We start from the raw sequence: 23,203 nt of genomic DNA, 5'->3' as shown, positions 1-23,203 counted from the left end.
TAACGTAAGCGGCATTACCTTTCATGGCTGACAAGATTATCTACCTCGCCGAGGCCCGCAACGGGACTTTGGCGATACCCGAACGGCTGGAAAGTCCCAGCGGCAACGTCGCCGACCGCCTGGGCCGGCCCCTGCACGACCTGCGCATCTCGATTACCGACCGCTGCAATTTCCGTTGCGTCTACTGCATGCCGAAAGACGTGTTCGACAAGAACCACGTCTACCTGCCGCACACGGACTTGCTGTCGTTCGAGGAAATCACGCGCGTGGCGCGCCTGTTCGTTGAACACGGCGTGGAAAAAATCCGCCTGACGGGCGGCGAGCCGCTGCTGCGCAAGAATATCGAAAAGCTCATCGCCATGCTGGCCGCCCTGCGCACGCCGTCCGGCCAGCCGCTGGACCTGACCCTGACCACCAATGGCTCCTTGCTGGCAAGGAAGGCACAAGCGCTCAAGGATGCCGGCCTGAACCGCGTGACCGTGTCGCTCGATTCGCTCGACGACGCCACCTTCAAGCGCATGAACGATGTCGATTTCGCCGTGGCCGACGTGCTGCACGGCATCGACGCTGCCCACGCGGCGGGCCTCGGCCCCATCAAGATCAACATGGTCGTCAAGGCCGGCATGAACGAGCAGGAAATCGTTCCCATGGCGCGCCACTTCAAGGGCACGCCCTACATTTTGCGCTTCATCGAATACATGGACGTGGGTGCGTCGAACGGCTGGAACCTGCAGGAAGTCATCCCTTCGGCCGAGGTCGTGCGGCGCATCAGCGAACACCTGCCCTTGCTGCCCGTCAATCGCAACTACACGGGCGAGACGGCGGCGCGCTGGCGCTATGCGGATGGCGGCGGCGAGATCGGCCTCATTTCCAGCGTCACACAAGCGTTTTGCGGCGACTGCAGCCGCGCCCGCCTCTCGACCGAAGGCAAGCTGTACACGTGTTTGTTCGCCACCAGCGGCCACGACTTGCGCAGCCTGCTGCGCGGCGGCAATAGCGATGCGGAAATATCCACCGTGGTGGCGCATTTATGGCGTGGCCGCAGCGACCGCTATTCGCAATTGCGCACCAGCCAGACGGACTTGACGGGCGGTGCACTTGAGCACGGCAAAAAGAAAGTGGAAATGTCGTATATCGGCGGCTGAATCCGGGGCGGCGCACGCCCCGCGCTGCTACCATGGCGCATGCACCATTTTTCCTACCTCACATGATCAACACACACGACATTACCGGCCTGGTCCTGGCTGGCGGCCTCGGCACGCGCATGGGCCACAGCGACAAGGGCATGCTGCCCCTGCACGGCCAGCCGTTGGCGCGCCACGTGCTGCAGCGCCTGGCGCCGCAAGTGGGCCAGCTGGCCATCAGCGCGAATGCCCACGCGGAAGATTACGCCCGCTTTGGCCTGCCCGTCTGGCCCGACCTGCTGCCCGGCCAGCTGGGACCGCTGGCAGGCTTGCACAGCGGCATGCGGCACGCCCGCACGCCCTATCTGCTCACTGTTCCTTGCGATTCACCGCTGCTGCCGCCCGACCTGGCGGTGCGACTGGCGGCCGGCCTGAGCGAGAACGATGCCGACCTGGCCATTGCCGTCACCGAAGAGATGGACCCGGCGACGGGCTCGTCCGTGCGCCGTCCCCATCCCGTCTTTTGCCTGGTGAAAACCTCCGCCCTGCCGCAGCTGGAGGCCTACCTGGCGGCCGGCGAGCGGCGCATGCGCACCTGGCACGGCCCCTTGAAGCTGGCCGAAGTGCTGTTCCAGGAGCATGGCGCGTTCGGCAACGTGAATACGCCGGAGGACCTGGCCGCCCTGCAGGCGCATGGCCTGTCCGTGCCGATGGCGCAAGCCATCCTGGCCGACGCCGTCGCGCCCATCGCCGACCTTGAACAACTGGCACTGCCGCAGGCGCTCGAGCGCATCCTGGCGTCCGACATCATCTCGCCCATCAGCGTGCCCGCGCACGACAATTCCGCCATGGATGGCTATGCGCTGCATGGCGCCGACCTCGGCGGAAATGCTCCCGTGACCCTGGCCGTGGTCGACACCATCCTGGCCGGCCGGCCCGGCACGGTCCCCGTGCAACGGGGGCAATGCGCGCGCATCATGACGGGCGCCGTGATGCCGGACGGCTGCGACGGCGTGGTGCCGCAGGAGCTGGTGCGGCAATCCAGCGAGCACAGCATTACTCTGGCGCCGGACTGCATCCGGCCCGGCGACAACCGCCGCTTCAAGGGCGAGGACTTGATGCAGGGCCAGCCAGCCCTGCTGCAGGGCAAAATACTCGGACCGGCCGAACTGGGGCTGCTGGCCTCGCTGGGCATCGCCACGGTGCCTGTGCGCCGGCGCCTGCGCGTGGCCTTCTTTTCCACCGGCGACGAATTGCGCTCGATCGGCGAAGCGTTGGAACCGGGCTGCATCTACGACAGCAACCGCTATACCCTGCTGGGCATGCTGACCCGCCTGGGTTGCGAAGTGCTGGACATGGGCATCGTCAAGGACAACCCGCAAGCGCTGGAGACGGCCCTGCGCGGCGCCTGCGCGCAGGCCGACGTCATCATCACTTCGGGCGGCGTCTCCAGCGGTGCGGCCGATTTTACGCGCGAGATCCTGGCGCGCCTCGGTGACGTGGCTTTCTGGCAAATCAACATGCGCCCTGGCCGGCCCATGGCCTTTGGCAATATTGCCAGCGACGGCCACTCAGCCCTGCTGCTGGGCCTGCCCGGCAATCCCGTGGCCGTGATGGCGGCGTTTTATTTCCTGGCACGCCCCACCTTGCTGCGCCTGATGGGCGTCGATACCCAGACTGCCAGCCCGCTCCTGCTGCAAGTGGCGGCGCAAGACCCCATCCGCAAGAAACGGGGCCGCACGGAATACCAGCGCGGCATCGTCGAACGGGACCCGGACGGAAGCCAGCACGTGCGCTTGACTGGAGCGCAAGGCTCGGGCATCCTGCACTCCATGACGCAAGCCAATTGCATTATCGTTCTACACGCGGAACAAGGCCATGTGGCGGCCGGCGACCTGGTGGATATTGTGCTGTTGCGAGGACTGACATGAAGCTGATAGTGGCATTGGCCCTGCTGCAGGGCATGACGGCGTATGCGGGAGAAGCCCGCAGCAATGGCTACACGGTGCGCTACGACGAGCGCATCGAGGAGGCAAGCGGCGACTTGCACGGCGAAAGCGTGGGCAGCATTCGCCTCACGCGCGCCAGCGACCAGGCGTTGGTGTGGCAGGAAAACACGCCCTTGCGCCCGGGCTGCGGCGCCATTCCCGCCGTCACGCTGCTCAGCGACCAGTTCGTGGCCCTGTGCGGCCACCTGGGCGGGCGCCACTACACGCAGAAGATCATCTTAATGCAAGGAAACACGCCCGGCATGGTCAGCGTCGACCAGTTCGATACTCCCAGCCCTGTGCGCGTGGAAGGGGACGGCACGCTGGCCCTCGACGTCCTGCGGCGCGACCTGTTTCCCGGCGAGCTGACAGGCCCGCATTACTTCCACACCGTCTACCGCCTGCAACGCGATGCCGCCACCTTCGGCTTTGCCCCCAGCTTTGAGGCGGAGAGCGCCGAACGCTACTGGCAGCAGTACCGCGCCACGCGCCAGGCGGCTCCAGCGGCGGCCGTACTGCCGGAACTGCTGGCATCGCTACTGGCGGCGCAGTCCGGCAAACAGCCTATTTGCGGTGAACTGGCCGCCATCGCCGCGGATCTGCAACACGGCGGGCAGATTCCTGATGCGCAGGGCGCCCGCACCCTGATGCTGGGCTGGCTGCACAAATTGCCTGCCATCGGCTACCCGGCATTCAATATGCAAGCCTGCGCAGGCCGCTTCTAACGCCGCGGCCCGGCGCCGCCCGGCGGCGCCACCGCTCCACTCCTCTCCACTCCTCTCCACCCTGCCGCCTTGCGCGGCATGCCAGCGCGCGCCCCTGCATCCTGCGCGGCCTGCCAGTCCGCGCCGCGCCCACCAGAAAACAAGAAAAAATAATAACTATTTCCTTACGGAACATATCTATCGAAACAACAATCGTTATAATTATTTTATTTATTTGTTGATATCTAAGTTTCTTCGGTGATAACATCGAGTCTCAACCAAATAATTCAATTTTGATATGATTTCCTCAACAAGACTGGCAGAACAACCTTCCTGGATGGCAATGGCCGGCATGCTGGGCACGCTGTGCCTGGTCGGGGTCATGTCGATGGCGCCCCTGCCCGCCTATGCGAAAGCAGGCGCGCGCGCCGATGTGCTGGAAAACTGCAGCTGGAACCGCCCCGGCGTCGATCCTTACATGGGCGATGTGGTGGGCGCCGTCGACCGCTACACGGATATCGCGCCGCAGGTGCGCGAGCAATTGAAGGAGCGCATGCGCGCGCGCCAGTATGATGAAATCGTGGTGATCAGCCGCGACGCCATCCGCGGCAAGGGCAACTACAATGCGCGCATCAGCGAGATGCACTTCGGGCCGGGCCGGGTCTGCCGCAATGTCACGCGGGCAGGCTGGTCGGACCAGATGCAGGAACGGGGTCTCGTGTATTGCGTGCAGGGTCAATGCATCCTGGTGCCCACCGTGTGCCGCAACGTCAGCCGCATCACGCAGACGCCGGCGGCGGCCCCCGCGGCAGGTGCCGCTCCTGGCGGCGCCCCCGTCGCCGCAGCGCCGGCACCGGCCGCACCGGCAGACGCTGGCGTGCCGCTGATCGACAATCCCGATGCCCTGCGCGGCGGCTCGTTCACGGGCGGCGCCGTGCCGCCCGCCGTGGCCAGCATTCCTTTCCTGCCCTTCGATTATGTGCGCACGGCCAGCAACGTCCCGGCGCCGGCCGGCTATATCGGCGGTGGCGGCGGCGGCGGTGGTGGCGGCCTGCCGCCAGACCAGGGCAGCAGCATAATCGTCGTGCCGCCCACCGTGATCATGCCGTCCTTGCCGCCCACGAACCCGGGCGTCTTGCCAGCCGTGCCGGAACCGCAAACCTGGGCCATGCTGCTGGCCGGCCTGGCGCTGGTCGGTTACAGCGCGCTGCGCCGCCGCGTGGCGCGGCCGGCCTGAGGCGGCGCCTTACTCGGCGTCGCCGGCAGCGTCGCCGGTTCCTGCCTCGTCCGCCTTGCCCAACAGCAGGGCGGCCGCCTCGCCCGGCAAGGCTTCCACGGATTTCAGCTTGCGCGCCATTTGCCGGCTGCGCACTTCCGCGTTTTCGATATTTTTCGCCGCCTTTTCCAGGGTCAGCTTCGTTTGCGACAGTACGTCGCCAAACTTGCCGAACTCCGTCTTGACGGCGCCCAGCACTTGCCACACTTCCGATGAGCGCTTTTCCAGCGCCAGGGTACGGAAACCCATCTGCAAGCTGTTGAGCAAGGCCGTCAGGGTGGACGGTCCGGCGATGCTGACCCGGTGCAGGCGCTGCAATTCATCGGCCAGTCCCGGGCGGCGCATCACTTCCGCATACAAGCCTTCGGTGGGCAGGAAGAGGATGGCGAAGTCGGTGGTGTGCGGCGGTGCCAGGTATTTTTCGGCGATGGTTTTCGCCTCGCCCCGCACGGCCCGTTCCAGCTCGCGCCCGGCCAGGGCCACGCCCTCGGCATCGGCACGTTCGGCCGCCTCGACCAGGCGCTCGTATTGTTCCTTGGGGAACTTCGCGTCGATCGGCATCCACACGGGCGGCCCGCCATCCAGCAGGCCAGGCAGCTTGAGGGCGAATTCCACGCGCGCGCCGCTGCCGGCGATGGTTTCCACATTCTTCGCGTACTGGTCGACAGTAAGTACCTGCTCCAGCAGCATTTCCAGCTGTACCTCGCCCCAGGTGCCGCGCGTCTTGACGTTGGTGAGTACCCGCTTCAAGTCGCCCACGCCCAACGCCAGCTGCTGCATCTCGCCCAGGCCCTGGTGGACTTTTTCCAGCCGTTCCGACACTTGCTGGAACGAGGCGGAGAGCCGCGTCTCGAGTGTCGCATGCAGCTTCTCGTCGACCGTCTTGCGCATTTCTTCCAGGCGCGCGCCGTTGTCTGCCTGCAAGTCGCGGATCTTGTTTTCCAGGGTGGCGCGCACTTCCAGCATGCGCTGCGCATTCGACTCCGTCAGCTGCGCCAAAGTGTGATTCGTGCTGTCGGCAAAGCGCGCCAGGCTTTGCGCCTGCTCTTCGCGCCCGACTTTTCCCTGGGCCTGCATCTGCGTGCGCAGGCTGTCGAGCTGCTGCAGGGTGGCCGCCTGGAATTGCGCCAGGCTGGTGGCCAGGTCCTGGCGCGTGGCTTGCGCCGACGCCTGCAATTGCAGCCGCACTTCGCGCTCGACCCGGTCGATGCGTTCCAGGCTTTGCTGCTGGTGCTGCTGCACCAGCGCCAGGGTGGTGGCGCCATCACCGGCGGCGCCACGCGGACGCAGCAAGATCAATAGCAGCAGGATGATGGCGACGATGGCGGCGCCCAGCAGGCTGTAAAACTCGATTGGGCTCATGGGATCAGTCCGGTTTGTTGCGCATCCAGTCGGCCGTCTGATAGAACGATTCCATCAGCCGCACGCGCAGGGACTCTTCGATGCCCGTGTCTTCCATGGCCCAGGCCATGGCGCGCAGCCACTGGTCGCGCTCGCTGGTGCCGATGGCATACGGCAAGTGGCGCGCGCGCAGGCGCGGGTGGCCGAATTTCTCGATATACAAATCGGGGCCGCCCATCCAGCCCGTGAGGAAGAAATACAGCTTGTCGCGCGAGCCGTCCGTCGAGGGCGGATGCATGACGCGGATGCCGGCGAACTCGGCTTCCAGTTCCATCAAGTCGTAAAAACGGTCGACCATTTCACGCAGCACGGGGGCGCCGCCGATGGTCTCGTACAGGGTAGGGGCAGTGGTATCAGTCATGGCCGCCATGATAGCGCAAGCGCCGGCGCCCCATCCAGCGCCAGCGCTGATTGCCACAGGGTCATTGCCATATTGATTGGCAATATGCTTGACCACTCAAGCTTTAATCAACTACCATGCAATTTTTAACCACGGACGAGACGAGCATGCCCTCCACGCCAGACACGCATTTGCTGCGCAATACCAACTTCCGCTGGCTGCTGGGCGGCGGCCTCGTTTCCATGCTGGGCGACCAGTTCAGCATGCTGGCCCTGCCCTGGCTCGTGCTGAGCCTGACGGGCGATAGCCTCAGCCTGGGGATCGCCGTGGCCCTGATGGGCGCCCCGCGCGCCGTGCTGATTTTGCTGGGCGGCACTATCGCCGACCGCTACTCGGCCCGCCGCGTGATGCTGCTGAGTAAATATGCACAGGCCGCCATCCTGTTCCTACTGGCGGCACTGCTGTGGCTGGACCAGGCCAGCCTGGCGCTGGCCTATGCGGCCGCGCTGGCGCTGGGCATCGCGTCCGCCTTCGCCATTCCGGCCGGCACGGCCATCCTGCCGCAAGCCGTGCCGGCATCATCGCTGCAGAAAGCCAATGGCTTGCAGATGGGCGCGCGCCAGTTGTCCTTGCTGGCCGGCCCCCTGCTGGCGGCGCTCGTGCTCGGCGCTCACGATGGCGCCCGACAAACCGCCATGACGGCCCTGGCCGCCGCCTTCGCCATCGATGCGCTGACGTTTGTCTTCTCGGCCTGGACCTTGCGCCAGGTGGCCTTGCGGCCGCTGGCCGCCGCTGCGGCACAAGGCATGTGGCGCGAGATGGCGGCGGGCCTGGCCATGGTGTGGCGCGACGTTCCCCTGCGCAGCTGTTATGCCTACTGGGCGCTGGTGGCCTTCTTCGTCATGGGTCCGCTGCAAGTGGCCTTGCCCGTGCTGGCCAGCGAGCGCCTGCAGGGCGCTGCGGCGCTGGGCCTGCTGATGGGCGCGCATGGCGCCGGCACCTTGGCCGGCATGCTGTGCTCCGGCCTGGGCGGCGCCTGGCTGCGCCGGCATTTCGGCGCCACCCTGCTGGCCGTCGATGCTGCCGTGGCCGTGCTGCTGATGGCGCTGGGACAAATCAGCGCGGCCTGGCAAGGCGCGGCCCTGCTGGCCTTGACGGGGCTGCTGGGCGGCTACTTGCAGGTGGCCATCTTTACGTGGATACAGCGACGCGTGACGCCCGCCATGCTGGGCCGGGCGATGGCGCTATTCATGGGCATCTTCCTGGGCCTGGCTCCACTGTCGGCGGCGGCCACGGGCGCGCTGCTGCGCCACGCCAGCGTGGGCGAGCTGTTCTGCGGCGGCGGCGCCCTGCTGCTGGCCGCCGCCGTGGCCGCCGCCCTGCTGACCGGCATCCCCCGCATCGGAGAAGCCGATTGCGTCATTCAACCTTGAGGAAGTTCCACCATGGATAAAACACAGCAAGCAGCCCTGAAAGCTGCTTATCGGCAACAGCCGCCGCCGCTGGGCATCATCGCCCTGCGCCACTTGCCCAGCGGGCGCGCCTTGCTTGACAGCAGCCGCAACGCGCCAGGCATGCTGAATCGCCACCGCTTCGAGCTGAACCTGGGCAAGCACCGCAATGCCGCGCTGCAGGCGGACTGGCGGCGCGATGGCGCGGCCGCTTTTCGCTGCGAAGTCATCGATACGCTCAAGCTGCCCGACGACCCGGCCTTCGATGCGGATGCCGAACTGGCCGGCCTGCTGGCCCTGCACCGCGCGCAGTGGCTGGAACAAGGTCAGCCGCTATACTGAGCCAAGGTGCCTTACACTTGCGCACTCAAGCACTTCGCAGTCAATACCGTGAATAACAAGGATGGCATGACCGATCACACTTCCCTTTCGCCCGATGGCGATGGCGCGCTGGACTTTTGCCTGCGCCTGGCGCGCGCCCAGGCGCTGATGGTGCGCCGCTTCGACAGCGCCCTGGGCAATCTGCACGGCCTGAGCTTCAGCGACTATCAATTGCTGTACCAGTTGCAGCGTGCGCCCGGTGCGCGCCTGCGCCGCATCGACCTGGCCGAGCGCCTGGCGCTGACAGCATCCGGCGTCACGCGTTCGCTGATGCCGCTGGAAAAAATCGGCCTGGTGGCGCGCCAGGCCGATACGCGCGACGCCCGCGTCGGCTATGCCGTGCTGACCGCCGCCGGCCAGGAACTGCTGCACCATGCCAGCGCCACGGCGCACGCGGTGGGCCGCGAGCTGCTGCAGGACGCGCCGGCGGACGCATTGACGGCGCTGTCCGCCACTCTCGGCAAGCTGGCCAACTGAGCCAGCCTGCGCACCGCCGGCCTTACACCAGCGCCAGCTTGCGCAAACGCCGCGTCGACTGCCAGTGCTCCACGCCCGCCTCGGCGCGGATGGCGGCGCAGCCGGCCAGCACCCTGGCGATAGCCGCCTCGTCGAGCGCCGCATTCAGGGTCAGGCGCACCAGCGCGCGGTTTTTCGCCGTCGCCGGGGCGCAAAACATGGCGCCATAAATGCCCTGCCGCTCCAGCGCCTGGCGCAGGGCCAGGGTGGCCGGTTCGCCGCCCGCCTCCAGCGCCACGATCTGCTCCGTGCCATCGCTGACGTTGTAGCCCAGCTCGCGCAAGCCTTCGCGCACCTGCAGCGTGTGCCGCCGCAAGGCGGCGCGGCGCCCATCGGCGGCCATGATGAAGTCGAGTGCCGCGCCCAGCCAGGCCAGCTCATGCGCCAGCAGGCAGGAACTGAAGATGGCGGGGCGCGATTCGGACAAGAAATATCCCTTGAAGCGGCTGGAGCAGCTGATGAAGCCGGCCCGCCCCGCGAACGCCTTGGCCAGCGACGCCGTGCGGAAATGCACGCGGTGGCCCAGGCCCCACTCTTCCACCAGACCCGCGCCTTGCGGACCATGCGTGCCCAGCGAATGCGACTCGTCGACCACCACCACGCAATCGCTGCGCTCGGCGATCTCCAGCAGTTCCAGCAGCGGCGCCAGACTGCCGTTGGTGCTGTACAGGGCATCGACGACGATCACCCCGCGGCCATGCCTGGCCACCTGCCGCCGCAAGTGCGCCATGTCGTTGTGCAAGAAGGGCACGGCCTGGGCCTGGGCCGACAGCACGCCCTCCCACAGTGACGCATGGGCCTGCATATCGAGGTAGACGGGAATGCCGGGGCCGGCGATGCACTGGAGCAGTCCCACATTGGCCGCCATGCCCGACTGCGCCAGGATGCCATCCTCGCAGCCCATGTAGCGGGCCAGCCGGCTTTCCAGCCGGTGCTGCTCGCTGCCTTCCTGCAAATACACGGCCGACATCAGCATGCCGCCCGCGTTCGCCTGCAGCGATGCCACCTGGGCCGCCACCAGGGCAGGCTCGGCGGCGATGGACAGGTAGTCGTTGCCCGCCAAAAAAATGGCGTGCGCCGGTGTGGGCTGCCAGGCATGCGGGTGCTGTCCACCGAGTAACTGTTCGATGCGCGTGACGTGATGCGCATCCATGCGCCGCGCGATGTAGTCGGGCAGGCAGTGTTCGGCGCGGACAAAGGATGGGGTTTGAAGGGTGTTGGCAATGGTCATGTGATTTATCCTAGGGAAATGTTTGTTGCAAATTAAAGCCTTGACCGTGTTGCGAACCCGTCCATTGACGTATATCAAGCTCAGGCCAGTTAGCCGTTCAACCAGGAAAAATTACGCGATGATGACGTTCTGGAGAGCATCAAGGCAGAGTCATGACGCAGCAATGGCAAGGACGATGGACACACTGGCGGCAACGCGTGCGCCAGACGCTGGTCCATACGCTGCTGCATGAAAGAGTGCCGCATGCAAACCTGGCCAGCCGGGTCGCCATGCTGGCCGCCGTGGGCACCGTGGCGATGCCGCTGTACTACTTGCTGTGGCAATTCTTTTTTCCCCAGGCATATGAAAACCTGACCTTGCGCCTGACGGGCGTGGGCATCTGCGTGGCCGGCCTGTTCGCGCGCCGCTTCTCGGCCCGCTGGCTGTCGCGCTACCTGCTGTTCGCGCTCAGCTACATCCTGCCGTTTTTCTTTACCTTCATGTTTGTGATGAACCATGCATCGTCCATCTGGAGCGAATCGCTGCTGATCGGCCTGGTGGTGCTGTTCCATTTTGAGACGAAGCTCGCTTGCCGCGCCTACCTGATCGGCACCAGTGCCGCCTGCGTGGCCGTCATCCTGCAAGGGGAAGGCGGCTTCCTGCTGCGGCGCGAAGTGCTGCAGCAACTGCCCGTGCACTGGTTCACCATCGCCGCGCTCTCCGTCGTGAAGGTGGGCGGCAAGGTGCTGGAACGGGAACGCCTGGCGGGCCTGGCGGCCGGGCTCGGTTCCGTGGCACACGAACTGCGCACCCCGCTCACCAGCGTGGAAGCGAACGTGCGCGGCATGCGCCGCTTGATGCCGCAGCTGGCCGGCGATACCGGGGCCATGCCGCCCATCGAGGAAGCGCTGTCGCGCATCCAGTTCGAGGTACGCCACATGCAGCACATGATCGATCTGTTCCTGCTGAGCGCCAGCGCCGTCAACCGCAACCTGGAACCGCGCCAGGCGCTGTCGATGCTGGCCATGGTGCATTCCGTGCTCAAGCGCTATCCGTTTACCGGCAACAAGCAGCGCGCCAGCGTCACGGTGGACGTGCGCGCCGACTTCCAGTTCGCGGGACAGGACGAGCTGTGCGTGGTGATCCTGCTCAATTTGCTGAGAAATGCACTGAAAGCCGTGCAGCGGGCCGGCAAGGGCCGCGTGCGCATCATCATCGACGGCGCCCGTCCGGTGCCCAGGCTGCTGTTCATCGACACGGGCTGCGGCATCGCGCCGAACCGCCTGCCGCTGATCTTCGAGCGCTTTTATTCGTATCCGGTGCACAACGGCAGCGGCATCGGCCTGGCCCTGTGCCGGCAAATCGCCCACGCCTGGCAGGCGCGCATCCGCTGCGTCTCGCGCGAGCATGCGTATGCGATTTTCATCCTGGAATTCCCCCAGCCCGTGCCTGCCCGCTTCCAACCCACTTCCTAGCAAGGTGACGCATGCAACTGCCCGTCTACACCCATCCGACCCTCACCGTGCTGATCGATGACAGCGATTCCTTCCTGAAAAGCATGGCGTTCCAGCTCGACCCCGCGCTGGCGCGCAAGACCTTTCATGACACCAGCACGGCCCTGCGCTGGCTGCAGCAGGCGGGCCAGCGCGAAGCCATGCCCCTGCACGTGAATTTCGACCTGCAAAACATGGCGCCCAACGATTGCAATGTCGCCATCGACATCGAACGCATCTGGCGCATCAGCGCGCAGGCGCAGCGCTTCGCCGTGCCATCCGTGCTGGTGGTCGATTATTCGATGCCGCAGATGAATGGGCTGGAGTTTTGCCAGGCCGTCCGCGACTTGCCTTGCAAGAAGATTTTATTTACGGGGGCGGCCGATGAAAAGATGGCCGTGACGGCCTTCAACCGGGGCTTGATCGACCGCTATATCAAGAAGAGCGATGACGATGCGCTCGATATCCTGGAGCAGGAAATCATCAGCCTGCAGCGTGAATTTTTCCTGCAGAAAACCGACACCGTGCGCGACCTGCTGCTGCTGCACGACTACAGTTTCCTGCAAGACGAAGCGCTGGCCGCCGTCGTCCATGAACTGTGCCAGCGCCACGGCTTTGTCGAGTTCTACATTTTCCCCAATCCCAGCGGCATCCTGTTCTTCACGCGCGAGGGCCAGGCCCGGCTGATGATCGTCGAGACGGAACGCAGCCTGCATACGCAGTACGAAATGGCGCGCGACAGCGACGCACCCGAATCCCTGCTGCATGCCCTGCTGGAAATGCGCGTGATTCCCTACTTTTCCGATGCCGACAGCGATGGCATGTATGCGGCGCACATCGGCGAAAACTGGTTCCGCTATTGCGCCGCGCCAACGGTGTGCCAGGGCCGCATCACGTATTTCTGGGCCCTGTTCGACGTGCCGCCGCACCAGCTGGGGCAGCCGGTCATGTCCTACGCGCAGTTTTTACGCGCGCAGGCGGGCGACAGCGTTCAGGTTTAGCCTTCGCGCAAGGTCTGCAGCGGAGGATGTTTCAGCACATTGCGCAAGCCCAGCCAGCCACCGGCGATCGCGCACAGGGCGCCGGCCAGCAAGCCAAAGGCCCACACGCCGGGCGCGAAACTCCAGGCGAACTTGAACTGGTACGTGGCCAGGGCCCAGCCCATGGCCGCCGCCCCCGTCGCCGCCAGCAAGCCGGCCAGCGCGCCAACGAGCGAGAACTCGATCAGCTGCGCCTGCGCCAGCTGGCGCCGCGTGGCGCCCAGGGCGCGCAGCAGGCCCGCTTCGCGCGTGCGCTCGTCCTGCGAGCCCATCAGGGCCGCATACAGCACCAGCAAGCCCGAGGCCAAAGTGAACGCAAACAGGAATTCGACGGCCGTCACCACCTGGTCCAGCACGCCCTGGATCTGTTTCAGCACGCCGCCCACGTCGACCACCGTCAGGTTCGGATACTCGCGCAGCAAGGCATTGCCCAGGTCCACCTGCGCCGGCGGCAAATGAAATGCCGTGATCCACGTCTGCGGCGTATCGGCCATGGCGGCCGGATTGATGATGACAAAGAAATTGACGCGCATCGAGCCCCATTCCAGCTTGCGCAAGCTGGTAATGGCCGCTTCCACGCTCTGGCCGGCGATATCGAAGCGCAGCTTGTCGCCCAGCTTGAGTTTCAGGGTCTTGGCGATGCCCTCTTCCACCGATGCCTCGGCTGGCGCGCCCGGCGCATTGCCGAACCACTTGCCGGCCACCAGCTTGTTTTCTTCCTGCATGGTGGCCATCGTCGACAGATTGAACTCGCGGTCGGCCAGGCCCTTGGCGCGGTCGTCCTCGTAGGTAGTCTCCGTGATGGCGTTGCCATTCACCGCCACCAGGCGCCCGCGTATCATCGGATACAGGGGCGCGTTGGCCACGCCGGCTTTGGCCAGGCGCGCGGCGATCGGGTCTTTTTGTTCTGGCAGGATATTGATCATGAAGCGGTTCGGCGCATCGGGCGGCGTGGCGTTGCGCCAGGCCACCATCAGGTCGCCGCGCACGACGGTCAGCAGCAGCAAGGCCATCAGGCCCAGGGCCAGCGACACCACCTGGATGACGGTGGCGCCCGGACGGCGCTGCAGGGACGTGACGGCAAAGCGCCAGCCCTGGTGATTGAAGGCGCCGCGCAAGGTCTTCAGCGACTTGATGCCCAGCCAGCCGGCCAGGCCGAACAGGGCAAAGCCGCCGAGGAAGCCGGCCGCCGTCATCAGCGCCAGTTTCACGTCGCCCGCCTGCCACAGCAGCAGCACGACGAAGGCGGCGATGCCCAGGCCGTAGGTCGCCACGGCCAGCGCCTGCGGCGGTTCCTGTTCGCGGCGGATCACGCGGTTATGCGGGACATTGCGCAGCTGCAAAATCGGCGGCAGGGCAAAGCCCAGCAAGAGCAGCATGCCGGTGGCCACGCCCTGCAGCGCGGGCAGCATCGAGACGGGCGGCAAGTCGCTTTGCACCAGCTTGCCCAGCAGCTCCAGCAGCACCAGGTGGCCGCCGAAGCCCACCATCACGCCAACCACGCTGCCGGCCAGGCCGACGAGTAAAAATTCGATCACGTACATGGCCGTGACCTGGTTTTGCGTCAGGCCCAGGCAGCGCAGCATGGCGCAGGCGTCCAGGTGGCGCAGCATGAAGCGGCGCGCCGCCATCGCCACGGCGACAGCGGCCAGCATGGCCGACAGCAGGCCGACGAGCGACAGGAAACGGTCGGCGCGGTCCAGGGTCGATTGCATCTGCGGGCTGCCCGATTCCAGCGATTCGATGCGCACGCCCTTGATGGCCTGCGTCTTGATCTGGCTTTCCAGCCAGGCTTGATATTGCGCAATTTCGCCCGCCTTGGCCGGCGGCGCCGACAGCAGCAAGCGGTAGGACACGCGCGAGCCATTCTGCACCAGCGCCGTGGCGGCCAGGTCGCCCAGCGGCAGCATCACGCGCGGGGCGAAATTCAGGAACGAGGCGCCACGGTCCGGCTCGCTGGCGATCAGCTGCGTGACGGTAAATGCCTTGTCGCCCAGTTTCAAGCTGTCGCCCAGCTTCGCGTTCAGGCTGGACAGGATGGCCGCATCGACCCACACGGTGCCCGGCGCCGGCACCTGGTCTGTCGGCCGGCCCACGGCATCCTGCGCCTCGCTCGCATGCGTGGTGATTTTCAGCTTGCCCCGCTGCGGGTAGCCGGGCGAGACGGCCTTGATGGACGCCAGCTGCGAGGTCGACTGCTCGCCCTCGCCCGCCTGCGCCATGCTGGGAAACGTCACCGTGTCGGCCAGCATGAAACCGCGCTTGACGGCCTCGGCGCGCCAGGCCGGATTGACGGGCTGGTCGGCGCTGATGACGAGGTCGGCGCCCAGCAACTGGTGCGCGTCGCGGTTCAGGGCTGCGCGCAGGCGGTCGACAAAGAAGCCCACGGCCGACAGGGCCGCCACGGCCACGATCAGCGCGACGAGCAGGAAACGCAGTTGCCCGGCGCGCCAGTCGCGGCCGGTCATTTTCAGGGAGAGGCGGAACATGGGCGGCGGGTCTTTATGAAAAGATTAGTGCGTGGCGCCGTGGGCGGCGGCGTGCTGCGCGAAATACGCATCGACGGTGGCGAGGAAGGCATCCTTGCGCGCCTGCGGCAAGAAGGCGGCGATGAAACCGTTGCGCGCCAGGCGCTGCGCATGCGCCAGGCCCAGTGGCAGGGAATCGAAGATGGCGTCGAAGTTGTCGTTCATGTAGCCGCCGAAATACGCGGGGTCGTCCGAGTTCACCGTCACCAGCAGGCCGGCGTCGAGCAATTGCACCAAGTTATGGTCATGCATCTGGTCAAACACGCGCAGCTTGGTATTCGACAGCGGGCAGACGGTCAGGGCGATCTGTTCGCGCGCCAGACGGGCCGTCAGGTCCGCGTCTTCCAGGCAGCGCACGCCATGGTCGATGCGTTCGACCTGCAAGTCGTCGAGCGCCGTGCGGATGTAGGCCGGCGGGCCTTCCTCGCCCGCGTGGGCCACCAGATGCAGTCCCAGTTCGCGGCAACGGGCAAACACGCGCGAGAATTTTTCGGGCGGGTTGCCCACTTCCGACGAATCGAGGCCGATGCCGATGAACTTGTCGCGGTGCGGCAGCGCGTCTTCCAGGGTCTCGAACGCTTCTTCCTCGCTCAGGTGGCGCAGGAAGCACAGGATCAGGGCCGCGCTGACGGGGCTGTCCTGGCAGGCGCGGTAAATGCCGTTGATCACATCGGCCATCGCCACGCCGCGCGCCGTGTGCGTTTGCGGGTCGAAGAAAATTTCCGTGTGCAAGACATTGTCCGCCTCGGCGCGCTGCAGGTAGGCCTGCGTCATGTCATAGAAATCCTGCTCTTTCAGGAGCACGCTTGCGCCAGCGTAATAAATGTCGAGAAAAGATTGCAAATCCGTGAAAGCATAGGCGCTGCGCAAGTGTTCCACCGATTCATAGCCCAGAGGCACGCCATTGCGCTTGGCCAGTGCGAAAATCAGTTCGGGTTCCAGCGAGCCTTCAATATGGATATGCAGTTCGGCTTTCGGCATGCCGCGGACGATCGCGCGCAATTGGGGGTTCATCATGGGTGTTCCTTATAGGGTGTCGATAAAAATGCTGGCATGCACACGCCAGGGCGGCGCGCAGTGACGCGCCATGGCGGCTGCCATCAAACATGCGGGCATCTTAGCGCAAGATGGCCAGGCTCACCGGCGCAGGGCCAGCGTCGAGCTTGTGGCAAGGCCGTGGCGGCGGCCATCGGGGCGGCACCGGCACATGCTGGCGAATTGTCGTATGATGATTCAAGAGGCGCTAAAAAGTTCATCTTAAACGCTGAAAATTTTGACGATTTATCCAATAAAATCAATCATTTACACACATGTATTAAGGATATTACGACATATCTTTTGACTTCCTGATCCTTTAGAGCAATAATTAATTTCATGGGGTAAGGGTAGGTGCATCAAGCGCTATCAGCACATGAAAAAAAAGCCGGCTGGCCACGTCAGCACACGGCATCAAGCGCCAGTTTTTTGGTTCGGGCAATCCGGACTCGCAAAGACAGCCGGGCTTGAAACAACAATAAAAATCGATACGGGGTACAGGAAAAGTTCAAGCGGCAAGCCCAGGCAAGTGCCAGGCGGGCGGCCATGGTGACTGGCAGTTTAGTTTTACATTAAAGGACATTCGACATGACCATTTTTGACAACTATGCAGCACGCTACGAGCGCACCCGCGAAGAGGAAATGTCGCTCACCGAATACCTGGCCCTGTGCAAGAAGGACAAGCTGACGTATGCCAGCGCGCCCGAACGCATGCTGGCCGCCATCGGCGAGCCGCAGCTGGTCGACACGCGCAACGACACGCGCCTGTCGCGCATCTTCGCCAACAAGGTCATCAAGATCTATCCCGCCTTCCGCGAGTTCTACGGCACCGAGGAAGTCATCGAGCAGGTCGTCTCGTATTTCCGCCACGCGGCGCAAGGCCTGGAAGAACGCAAGCAGATCCTGTACTTGCTGGGACCTGTCGGCGGCGGCAAGTCGTCGATCGCGGAAAAACTCAAGTCGCTGATGGAACACGTGCCCTTCTATTGCCTGAAAGGCTCGCCCGTCAACGAGTCGCCACTGGGCCTGTTCAACGAGGAAGAGGATGGCACCATCCTGGAAGAGGATTACGGCATCCCGCGCCGCTACCTGCGCAACATCCCCAGCCCGTGGGCCGTGAAACGCCTGCACGAATACAATGGCGATATCAACCAGTTCCGCGTCGTCAAGCGCTACCCTTCCGTGCTGAAACAGATCGCCATCTCGAAGACGGAGCCGGGCGACGAGAACAACCAGGATATTTCGTCCCTGGTGGGCAAGGTCGACATCCGCAAGTTGGAAGACTATGCGCAGGACGATCCGGACGCCTACAGCTATTCGGGCGGCCTGTGCCTGGCCAACCAGGGCTTGATGGAATTCGTCGAAATGTTCAAGGCGCCGATCAAGGTGCTGCACCCGCTGCTGACGGCCACGCAGGAAGGCAACTACAAGGGCACGGAAGGCTTCGGCGCGATTCCGTTTGACGGCATCATCCTGGCCCACTCGAACGAATCGGAATGGAAGACCTTCAAGAACAACCGCAACAACGAGGCCTTCCTTGACCGTATCTATATAGTCAAGGTGCCGTACTGCCTGCGCGTGTCCGATGAAATCAAGATCTACGACAAGCTGGTGGCCAATTCCTCGCTGGAAAAAGCCCCGTGCGCCCCGGGTACCCTGCGCATGATGGCGCAGTTCGCCATCCTGTCGCGCCTGAAAGACCCGGAAAACTCCAGCATCTTTTCCAAGATGCTGGTCTACGATGGCGAAAACCTCAAGGACACGGACCCGAAAGCCAAGTCCATGCACGAATACGTGGACTACGCGGGCGTCGACGAAGGCATGAACGGGCTGTCGACGCGCTTCGCCTTCAAGATCCTCTCCAAAGTGTTCAACTTTGATAATTCCGAAGTGGCCGCCAATCCCGTGCACTTATTATATGTACTGGAGCAGCAGGTCGAGCGCGAGCAGTTCGCGCCGGAACTCGAGCAGCGCTACTTCTCCTATATAAAAGAACACCTGGCGCAGCGCTACGTGGAATTCATCGGCAAGGAGATCCAGACGGCCTACCTGGAAAGCTATTCGGAATATGGCCAGAACATCTTCGACCGCTATGTGACGTTCGCCGACTTCTGGATACAGGACCAGGAATACCGCGATCCGGACACGGGCGAGAGTTTCGACCGCGAATCGTTGAACAACGAACTGGAAAAGATCGAGAAACCGGCGGGGATTTCCAATCCGAAGGATTTCCGCAATGAAATCGTCAACTTCGGACTGCGCGCGCGGGCGTCCAACGGCGGCAAGAATCCCGCCTGGACCAGTTATGAAAAGTTCCGCACGGTGATCGAGAAGAAAATGTTCTCGAATACGGAGGAATTGCTGCCGGTGATATCGTTCAATGCCAAGGCCAGCGCCGACGATGCCAACAAGCACGCCGACTTCGTGGCCCGCATGGTGGAAAAAGGCTACACGGCCAAGCAGGTACGCCTGTTATGCGAGTGGTACTTGCGCGTACGCAAGTCATCCTAGCGCGACAGCGGGCGCGCTCCCGCCCGGCAACGGACGGAGCGCGCAAGACGAGAAGCAAGGAGGCACCCTTTGACATACCTCATCGACAGGCGCTTGCAGAGCAAGAATAAATCCGCCGTCAACCGCGAGCGTTTCCTGCGGCGCTACAAGGGCCAGATCAAGGATGCCGTGGGGCGCGCCATCAAGGGGCGCTCGATCACGGACGTCGAGAATGGCGAAAAGGTCAGCATCCCCGTCAAGGACGTGGGCGAACCGGCGTTCGGCCACGCGCATGGCGGCGTCTGGGAAGTGGTCAATCCCGGCAACAAGGAATACCTGAAGGGCGACCAGATCGCGCGGCCGAAAGGCGGCGCTGGCGGCGGACGGGGCAAGGCGGGCAACAGCGACGAGACGACGGAAGACGATTTCATCTTTGAATTGTCGCGCGAAGAATTCATGAATTATTTCTTCGAGGACCTGGAATTGCCGCACATGGTGAAAACCCAGCTGACGGCCACGACGGAATTCAAGAACCAGCGCGCCGGCTACAATATGTCGGGCACGCCATCGAACATCCACGTGCTGCGTTCGCTGCGCGGCGCGCTGGGCCGGCGCATCGCCGTCGGCGGCGGCGCCCGCAAGCAGCTGGCGCAGGCGGAAGACGAACTGGCCACCCTGCTGCACCAAGGCTTGCCCGACAGCGATCCGCAAGTGCAGGAGCTGCGGCGCCTGATCCACCACCTGCACACGCGCTTGCTGGCCATCCCCTTCATCGACCCGTTCGACTTGCGCTACAGCAACCGCATCAAGGTACCCAAGCCCATGACGCAAGCCGTGATGTTCTGCATCATGGACGTTTCCGGTTCCATGGACGAGTCGCGCAAGGATACGGCCAAGCGCTTTTTCATCCTGTTATACCTGTTCCTCAAGCGCGCCTACGACAAGATCGAGGTGGTGTTCATCCGCCACCATACGGCGGCGGCCGAAGTGGACGAGCATGAATTCTTCAATTCGCGCGAATCGGGCGGCACCGTCGTGTCGTCGGCCCTGCATCTGCTCAACACCATCATCGACGAGCGCTACGGCGCCGGCCAGTGGAACAGCTACGTGGCGCAGGCGTCGGACGGCGACAACTGGGACAACGATTCCGTGCTGTGCCGCCAGCTCTTGATCAATACCATCATGCCCAAGGTGCAGTACTACACGTATGTCGAGATCACCGATGGCCCGCAGCAAAACCTGTGGGAGCAATATGCGGGCGTGCTCGACCATCACGCCCATTTCGCCATGCAAAAGATCGTCACGCCGGCCGATATCTATCCGGTCTTCCGCGAACTGTTCAAGAAACAGGTGAAATGATGAGTGCAGCCTTTGACCGCGCCAGCAGCACCCCGGGCGAGCCGTTCGTGCGCCTGCGCCACCCGAACGCCCTGCCCGAGCAGTCGGAATGGACGTTCGAGCTGATCGAACAAATCCACGAGGAAATCCGCCGGGTGGCGAAACAGTTTGGCCTCGACACCTATCCGAACCAGCTGGAAATCATCACGGCCGAGCAGATGATGGATGCCTACACGTCGGTGGGCATGCCCGTCTCGTATAACCATTGGTCGTTCGGCAAGCATTTCCTGTCCACCGAGAAAAGCTACAAGCGGGGCCAGATGGGCCTGGCCTACGAGATCGTCATCAACTCGAACCCGTGCATCGCCTATTTAATGGAAGAAAACAGCCTGACCATGCAGTCGCTGGTGATCGCGCATGCGGCGTATGGCCACAATTCCTTCTTCAAGGGCAATTATCTGTTCCGCGCCTGGACGGATGCGGACGCCATCATCGACTATATGGTGTTTGCCAAGAACTATATTGCAGAATGTGAGCAGCGCCACGGCGTCGATGCCGTGGAATTGCTGCTCGACTCCTGCCACGCCATCCAGAACTATGGCGTGGACCGCTACAAGCGCCCGGCCAAGCTGTCCATGGCCAAGGAATATGCGCGCCAGAAAGAACGCGAAGAATACGTGCAGTCGCAGATCAACCAGCTGTGGCGCACCCTGCCCCGCCGCGACGAGGACGAGGAAGAGGAAGACCAGCGCAAGGCCATCCCCCGCTTTCCGCCGGAACCCGAGGAAAACCTGCTGTACTTCATCGAAAAGTACGCGCCGCTGCTGGAACCGTGGCAGCGCGAGATGGTGCGCATCGTGCGCAAGATTTCACAGTATTTCTATCCGCAGCGGCAAACCCAGGTCATGAACGAGGGCTGGGCCACCTTCTGGCACTACACCATCCTGAACCAGCTCTACGATGAAGGCGTGGTGGGCGACGGCTTCATGATGGAATTTTTGAAAAGCCATACCAACGTGGTCTACCAGCCGCCCATCGACAGTCCTTATTACAGCGGCATCAATCCGTATGCGCTGGGTTTTGCCATGATGAGCGATATCCGCCGCATCTGCGAGCACCCGACGGACGAAGACCGCGTTTGGTTTCCCGACATGGCCGGCAGCGACTGGCGCAAGAGCCTGGACTTTGCCATGCGCAATTTCAAGGATGAAAGCTTCATCGCCCAATACCTGTCGCCGCGCCTGATCCGTGAATTCCATTTCTTTGCCGTCCTCGACGATGATAAAAATGAAAAACTGGCCATTTCGGCCATTCATGACGACGCCGGCTACCGCTATGTGCGCCAGCAGCTGGCGGAACAGTACAACCTGGGCAACCGCGAACCGAATATCCAGGTATGGTCCGTCAATACGCGCGACGACCGTGCCCTGACCTTGCGCCATACGCAATTCCAGCGCCGGCCATTGAACCAGCAGGCGGCGGAAGTGATCAAACACGTGGCGCGCCTGTGGGGCTTCGATGTGCATCTCGATACGGTCGACCCGCAGGGGCTCGTCCTGGGGACATTAAATTGCCGGAGGGAAAAACGGAACCGCCGCGATGACCCAGCTGTCCGGCCATAAATAGGTTTATTGATAATAATCAATAGCAAGAATATAAGCGTTGCCTATGGCTACATAGGAATTCAGTATGGCCATACGGCCTCGGAGATGGCTCCGGGGCCGCTTTTTTTGACCTGTGCAAAGTCCTTCCCGCACCTGTTTGGTGCGCGCGCCAGGCTAAGTGGTCTGGTTCAGACCTAAAATATTTCCAAAAAGAAAGATTTTTCTCCAAATTTAGCAGTTTCCATATTGAATATCACGAAATATAATTCCGCCATATCGGCACATCGGAGAACTTAGCAGTAGTCGTCCAAAACAGCTGTAAAAAACCGATAAGACCGCCTTTTTTTCTGTCCGAAAGCGTGCAAAGATGACATAAGCAAGTACGTTTTCAGGGCGCAAAAGCGCCAAAAATTTAACCGGTTTTAGGCGTTAAAAATCTGTGTAAAATAAAGAATTCGTATGTATAATTCGGCGACGTCCCGGATACGGCTGGAGCTTTGTGTCGTCATTTTGGGGTTCAGTTGCAAGACAAGAGATGGTATTTGGAGAAAGCAGGCATGAATTTTTCGAACGAGAAAAGTCCCAAGAACTACACAGGCATCACTATCGTTGTCCTGCTGCACGTTCTCGCGGCTTACGGGATCGTGACGGGCTTGGGCAAGCGGTTGGTCACCAAAATGATGGAACCGGTTGAAACCAAGATTATCGAGGAAGTCAAACCGCCTCCACCGAAGGATCTTCCACCGCCACCACCGCCGCCAGAAATGAAGGCACCACCGCCGCCATTCATTCCGCCAGTCGAGGTGAACGTGCAGCAGCCGCCACCACAACAGAACGTGATTGCAAATACGACTGCTGTGAAGCCAGCCACGAATGTATTGGCACCGCCAGCACCGCCTGCACAGCCTGCGCCAACTCCTGGACCAGCCAAATCGGTGCGCACACCGGCCGTGGTTGACTTCAGCGTCTGCGAAAAGCCGACTTATCCAAAGTCGTCGCAGCGCAACGAGGAAACCGGTGTCGTGACACTGTCGTTCCTGATCGGTGTGGACGGCAAGGTCGCTGATTCGAAGATCGTGAAGTCCAGCGGCTTCAGAGACCTGGACAGAGCTGCGGTGCAAGGTATCAGCCGCTGTACATTTAAGCCGGCAACAGTCGACGGCAAGCCGGAACAAGGCTGGCAGCAAATGCAATACGTTTGGTCGCTGGATTAAAACCCGAGGCAGTTATCCCCTGTCTCACACTATGATTTCGTTGTCATTACGTTCAGCGATCTGTTATTTT

Annotated in this window: 18 protein-coding genes; 13 read left to right on the top strand and 5 right to left on the bottom strand. The window is 63.0% G+C overall.

Going from position 1 to position 23,203, the window contains the following annotated elements:
* Positions 1–23 precede the first annotated feature (23 nt).
* The 4 genes from moaA to ACQ4WR_RS16070 all read left to right on the top strand — a co-directional run bounded on the left by moaA (position 24) and on the right by ACQ4WR_RS16070 (position 5,053).
* Complete coding sequence (moaA, locus tag ACQ4WR_RS16085) at positions 24–1,145, top strand: GTP 3',8-cyclase MoaA (RefSeq protein ID WP_436488427.1); 1,122 nt, start codon at positions 24–26, stop codon at positions 1,143–1,145.
* Between the two features lie 62 nt (positions 1,146–1,207).
* Positions 1,208–3,055 (top strand): molybdopterin molybdotransferase MoeA, encoded by a 1,848-nt coding sequence (gene moeA / locus ACQ4WR_RS16080; RefSeq protein ID WP_436488425.1) that lies wholly within the window; start codon positions 1,208–1,210, stop codon positions 3,053–3,055.
* Positions 3,052–3,837, top strand: a complete 786-nt coding sequence (locus tag ACQ4WR_RS16075; protein WP_436488423.1) for a hypothetical protein — start codon at positions 3,052–3,054, stop codon at positions 3,835–3,837. Before moeA ends, ACQ4WR_RS16075 begins: the two co-directional genes overlap by 4 nt.
* A gap of 322 nt (positions 3,838–4,159) precedes the next feature.
* Entirely contained in the window at positions 4,160–5,053 is an 894-nt protein-coding gene (locus ACQ4WR_RS16070; RefSeq protein ID WP_436488421.1) for an MHFG family PEP-CTERM protein, read from the top strand.
* A 9-nt stretch (positions 5,054–5,062) separates the two neighbouring features.
* Here the strand turns inward: ACQ4WR_RS16070 and ACQ4WR_RS16065 are convergent, their stop codons facing one another.
* Both ACQ4WR_RS16065 and ACQ4WR_RS16060 read right to left on the bottom strand, forming a co-directional pair.
* Complete coding sequence (locus ACQ4WR_RS16065) at positions 5,063–6,454, bottom strand: DNA recombination protein RmuC (protein ID WP_102299264.1); 1,392 nt, start codon at positions 6,452–6,454, stop codon at positions 5,063–5,065.
* A gap of 4 nt (positions 6,455–6,458) precedes the next feature.
* Positions 6,459–6,854: a group II truncated hemoglobin gene (locus ACQ4WR_RS16060; RefSeq protein ID WP_034785429.1), complete on the bottom strand. Its 396-nt coding sequence runs from the start codon at positions 6,852–6,854 to the stop codon at positions 6,459–6,461.
* A gap of 116 nt (positions 6,855–6,970) precedes the next feature.
* Here ACQ4WR_RS16060 and ACQ4WR_RS16055 point away from each other — a divergent pair, with 116 nt between their 5' ends.
* The 3 genes from ACQ4WR_RS16055 (at position 6,971) to ACQ4WR_RS16045 (ending at position 9,142) form a co-directional block, all read left to right on the top strand.
* Positions 6,971–8,266: an MFS transporter gene (locus tag ACQ4WR_RS16055; protein WP_436488419.1), complete on the top strand. Its 1,296-nt coding sequence runs from the start codon at positions 6,971–6,973 to the stop codon at positions 8,264–8,266.
* A gap of 12 nt (positions 8,267–8,278) precedes the next feature.
* A complete protein-coding gene (locus ACQ4WR_RS16050) occupies positions 8,279–8,626 on the top strand; it encodes a GIY-YIG nuclease family protein (protein WP_102299627.1) in 348 nt (115 codons plus the stop codon).
* Positions 8,627–8,692: 66 nt separating this feature from the next.
* Positions 8,693–9,142, top strand: coding sequence for a MarR family winged helix-turn-helix transcriptional regulator (locus ACQ4WR_RS16045; protein ID WP_436488417.1), 450 nt, complete (start codon positions 8,693–8,695; stop codon positions 9,140–9,142).
* Positions 9,143–9,164: 22 nt separating this feature from the next.
* Here ACQ4WR_RS16045 and cqsA read toward each other — a convergent pair whose 3' ends face one another.
* Positions 9,165–10,412: an alpha-hydroxyketone-type quorum-sensing autoinducer synthase gene (gene cqsA / locus ACQ4WR_RS16040; protein WP_102292823.1), complete on the bottom strand. Its 1,248-nt coding sequence runs from the start codon at positions 10,410–10,412 to the stop codon at positions 9,165–9,167.
* Positions 10,413–10,609: 197 nt separating this feature from the next.
* On the opposite strand from cqsA, the gene ACQ4WR_RS16035 reads away from it, so the two are divergent.
* The gene (locus ACQ4WR_RS16035; protein WP_436488415.1) at positions 10,610–11,866 is read left to right on the top strand and encodes a sensor histidine kinase; all 1,257 of its coding nucleotides are present in this window, start codon (positions 10,610–10,612) and stop codon (positions 11,864–11,866) included.
* 11 nt (positions 11,867–11,877) lie between these two features.
* A complete protein-coding gene (locus ACQ4WR_RS16030; RefSeq protein ID WP_102292821.1) occupies positions 11,878–12,885 on the top strand; it encodes a response regulator in 1,008 nt (335 codons plus the stop codon).
* Here the strand turns inward: ACQ4WR_RS16030 and ACQ4WR_RS16025 are convergent.
* Positions 12,882–15,413, bottom strand: coding sequence for an ABC transporter permease (locus ACQ4WR_RS16025; RefSeq protein ID WP_436488412.1), 2,532 nt, complete (start codon positions 15,411–15,413; stop codon positions 12,882–12,884). The genes ACQ4WR_RS16030 and ACQ4WR_RS16025 overlap by 4 nt on opposite strands.
* A 24-nt stretch (positions 15,414–15,437) precedes the next feature.
* Positions 15,438–16,469 carry an adenosine deaminase gene (locus ACQ4WR_RS16020; protein ID WP_102294365.1) on the bottom strand — a complete coding sequence of 344 codons (1,032 nt, stop codon included), beginning with the start codon at positions 16,467–16,469 and terminating at the stop codon, positions 15,438–15,440.
* Positions 16,470–17,075: 606 nt separating this feature from the next.
* On the opposite strand from ACQ4WR_RS16020, the gene ACQ4WR_RS16015 reads away from it, so the two are divergent.
* The 4 genes from ACQ4WR_RS16015 to ACQ4WR_RS16000 all read left to right on the top strand — a co-directional run bounded on the left by ACQ4WR_RS16015 (position 17,076) and on the right by ACQ4WR_RS16000 (position 23,133).
* Positions 17,076–18,998, top strand: a complete 1,923-nt coding sequence (locus tag ACQ4WR_RS16015; RefSeq protein WP_102294366.1) for a PrkA family serine protein kinase — start codon at positions 17,076–17,078, stop codon at positions 18,996–18,998.
* 69 nt (positions 18,999–19,067) lie between these two features.
* Positions 19,068–20,336 (top strand): YeaH/YhbH family protein, encoded by a 1,269-nt coding sequence (locus ACQ4WR_RS16010; RefSeq protein WP_102294367.1) that lies wholly within the window; start codon positions 19,068–19,070, stop codon positions 20,334–20,336.
* Positions 20,336–21,937, top strand: a complete 1,602-nt coding sequence (locus tag ACQ4WR_RS16005) for a SpoVR family protein (RefSeq protein WP_436488758.1) — start codon at positions 20,336–20,338, stop codon at positions 21,935–21,937. The genes ACQ4WR_RS16010 and ACQ4WR_RS16005 overlap by 1 nt, the downstream gene beginning before the upstream one ends.
* A 539-nt stretch (positions 21,938–22,476) precedes the next feature.
* Entirely contained in the window at positions 22,477–23,133 is a 657-nt protein-coding gene (locus ACQ4WR_RS16000) for an energy transducer TonB (protein WP_102294369.1), read from the top strand.
* Positions 23,134–23,203: the final 70 nt, after the last annotated feature.

The sequence above is a fragment of the Janthinobacterium amylolyticum genome (genome assembly GCF_051380655.1).
Classification (GTDB): domain Bacteria; phylum Pseudomonadota; class Gammaproteobacteria; order Burkholderiales; family Burkholderiaceae_D; genus Janthinobacterium.
This window is presented reverse-complemented; position numbering and strand designations above follow the sequence as displayed.

Coding starts and splice junctions, on each gene's coding strand:
- cqsA (WP_102292823.1), bottom strand. CDS start 10,412: ATGACCATTGCCAACACCCTTCAAACCCCATCCTTTGTCCGCGCCGAA.
- moeA (WP_436488425.1), top strand. CDS start 1,208: ATGATCAACACACACGACATTACCGGCCTGGTCCTGGCTGGCGGCCTC.
- ACQ4WR_RS16000 (WP_102294369.1), top strand. CDS start 22,477: ATGAATTTTTCGAACGAGAAAAGTCCCAAGAACTACACAGGCATCACT.
- ACQ4WR_RS16020 (WP_102294365.1), bottom strand. CDS start 16,469: ATGATGAACCCCCAATTGCGCGCGATCGTCCGCGGCATGCCGAAAGCC.
- ACQ4WR_RS16050 (WP_102299627.1), top strand. CDS start 8,279: ATGGATAAAACACAGCAAGCAGCCCTGAAAGCTGCTTATCGGCAACAG.
- ACQ4WR_RS16070 (WP_436488421.1), top strand. CDS start 4,160: ATGGCCGGCATGCTGGGCACGCTGTGCCTGGTCGGGGTCATGTCGATG.
- ACQ4WR_RS16060 (WP_034785429.1), bottom strand. CDS start 6,854: ATGACTGATACCACTGCCCCTACCCTGTACGAGACCATCGGCGGCGCC.
- ACQ4WR_RS16065 (WP_102299264.1), bottom strand. CDS start 6,454: ATGAGCCCAATCGAGTTTTACAGCCTGCTGGGCGCCGCCATCGTCGCC.
- ACQ4WR_RS16015 (WP_102294366.1), top strand. CDS start 17,076: ATGACCATTTTTGACAACTATGCAGCACGCTACGAGCGCACCCGCGAA.
- ACQ4WR_RS16075 (WP_436488423.1), top strand. CDS start 3,052: ATGAAGCTGATAGTGGCATTGGCCCTGCTGCAGGGCATGACGGCGTAT.
- ACQ4WR_RS16055 (WP_436488419.1), top strand. CDS start 6,971: ATGCAATTTTTAACCACGGACGAGACGAGCATGCCCTCCACGCCAGAC.
- ACQ4WR_RS16005 (WP_436488758.1), top strand. CDS start 20,336: ATGAGTGCAGCCTTTGACCGCGCCAGCAGCACCCCGGGCGAGCCGTTC.
- ACQ4WR_RS16030 (WP_102292821.1), top strand. CDS start 11,878: ATGCAACTGCCCGTCTACACCCATCCGACCCTCACCGTGCTGATCGAT.
- ACQ4WR_RS16045 (WP_436488417.1), top strand. CDS start 8,693: ATGACCGATCACACTTCCCTTTCGCCCGATGGCGATGGCGCGCTGGAC.
- ACQ4WR_RS16025 (WP_436488412.1), bottom strand. CDS start 15,413: ATGTTCCGCCTCTCCCTGAAAATGACCGGCCGCGACTGGCGCGCCGGG.
- moaA (WP_436488427.1), top strand. CDS start 24: ATGGCTGACAAGATTATCTACCTCGCCGAGGCCCGCAACGGGACTTTG.